The 1,911-nt window shown below is 55.5% G+C and carries 2 protein-coding genes; both read right to left on the bottom strand.

The genetic code is table 11. The features are described 5' to 3' along the window. Positions 1-853, bottom strand: an 853-nt coding sequence (oxyR, locus tag RTY00_RS24305) for a DNA-binding transcriptional regulator OxyR (protein ID WP_312666679.1), incomplete at its 3' end; no start/stop codon positions are given. Between the two features lie 343 nt (positions 854-1,196). After that, the coding region (argH, locus tag RTY00_RS24300; protein WP_312666678.1) for an argininosuccinate lyase at positions 1,197-1,911 on the bottom strand (715 nt) is incomplete at its 5' end.

The raw sequence follows: 1,911 nt of genomic DNA, 5'->3' as shown, positions 1-1,911 counted from the left end.
ACTGCTCATAGCGGCTGCGCAGAGGCGATCCTGGACGATAGACCAACGCGATGGTGCGCTGTGGAACAGGCTTGTAGCACGGCAAATAGCAGACGCCATCACGTTCGCGTTCATTCGGCACGGAGAGCGCAGGCAGCAAGGTGATACCGCTTCCGGCAGCAACCATGTTACGCAGCGTTTCTAAACTGGTAGCGCGGAAATGCGTGTCTTCATCGGCACCGGCTTCGAAGCAGAAGCCCATCGCCTGATCGCGCAGGCAGTGACCATCTTCCAGCATCAGTAATTTCTCACCGGCCAGATCCGACATCGGTACGCGATCGCGATCGCGCCACGGATGATCGGCATACACCGCCAGCGTCATTGGCTCATCAAACAGCGGCACCTCAATAAAGGCTTCACTCTCTTTCACCAACGCCACGATGGCACAATCCAGCTTGCCGCTGTCGAGCTGTGCCAGCAGTTGCTGCGTCTGCGCTTCATGCAGGTACATTTCGAGTTTGGGGAAGGTTTTGTGCAACATCGGAATGATGTGCGGCAGCAGATACGGCCCGGTGGTTGGAATCAAACCAATGTGCAGCGGTCCAGACATCGCTTCGCCCTGTTGGCTCGCCATCTCCTTCAACACTTTCACTTCGCGCAGCACGGTTCGCGCTTGATCCACCAGCAACAGTCCAGCCTGAGTAAACAACACCTTACGGCTGGTACGCTCCAGCAGCATCACACCAAGTTCATCTTCCAGCTTACGAATCTGTCCACTTAAGGTGGGTTGGCTGACATGACATGCGTCAGCTGCGCGCCGGAAATGGCGATGCTCCGCAAGTGAAACCAGGTATTCGAGATCACGAATATTCATTGAAATCCTCCAAACCACGATAGCCCGTGGCGATAGATAGAATAGCAATGAACGATTGGCCCTATCAAGGAGTGAGCGGGAATAATGCGCGCATCAACATGATGTGGAGCAGAACCTGCAAACTGCTCAAAACAAATCACTGTGCTGGCCGGGAGTGGCCTGCCCTTGATGATGTGCCTATAACAAAATGTAATTCCGAAGCTAGAGGTTGGCGGGCTACCGAAGAGGTGCCCGCTTTTTTTTTGCTTGTCGCTCGCCTGCTGGATATCAACAGAGCGCGATAAATCGCGCCGCTACGCATTCCTGCACATACCGTAGCGGCGCAATTTATTGCGCATAGCTTTTAACCTAAACGCTTCTGCGCTTCGCCGATGGCGAAGGCGACCTGCTGAGGCGACACGCCGCCCTGCGCATTACGCTTATCGAGACAGGATTGCAGCGACAGAATCGGATACACGTCATCCTCAATCACCGCACTGAACTGCTTCAACTGCGCCAGAGTGAGCGCTTCCAGCGCTACGCCCTGCTTGATCGCTTCCACCACGGTTTCACCGACAATGTGGTGCGCTTCACGGAACGGAACGCCTTTTGCCACCAGATAATCGGCCAGCTCGGTCGAGTTAGCGTAGCCCTGCTCAGCGGCTTCCTGGCAACGTGGACGTTTTACCTGAATGCCGTCCAGCACCAGCACCGACATATGCAGGCAGTCGAGCCAGGTATCCAGCGCATCGAACAGCCCTTCTTTGTCTTCCTGCATATCTTTGTTGTACGCCAGCGGCAGGCCTTTCAGCGTCATCATCATGCCGGTCAATGCGCCCTGCACACGGCCACATTTACCACGGATCAGCTCCAGCGCATCCGGGTTTTTCTTCTGCGGCATCAGCGAAGAGCCGGAAGTGACTTTATCAGACAGCTCAAGGAAGCCCGCTTCACCGGTGTTGAAGAAGATCAGGTCTTCGGCAAAGCGTGACAGATGCACCATACCAATCGAGGCGTCGGACAGCAGCTCCAGCACGTGATCGCGATCGGAAACGGTATCGAGGCTGTTACGCGTGGCA

The organism is Pantoea sp. CTOTU49201 (genome assembly GCF_032054795.1).
Taxonomy (GTDB): domain Bacteria; phylum Pseudomonadota; class Gammaproteobacteria; order Enterobacterales; family Enterobacteriaceae; genus Pantoea; species Pantoea symbiotica.
Note: the sequence above shows the minus strand (reverse complement) of the source record. Positions and strands in the feature narration are given on the sequence as shown.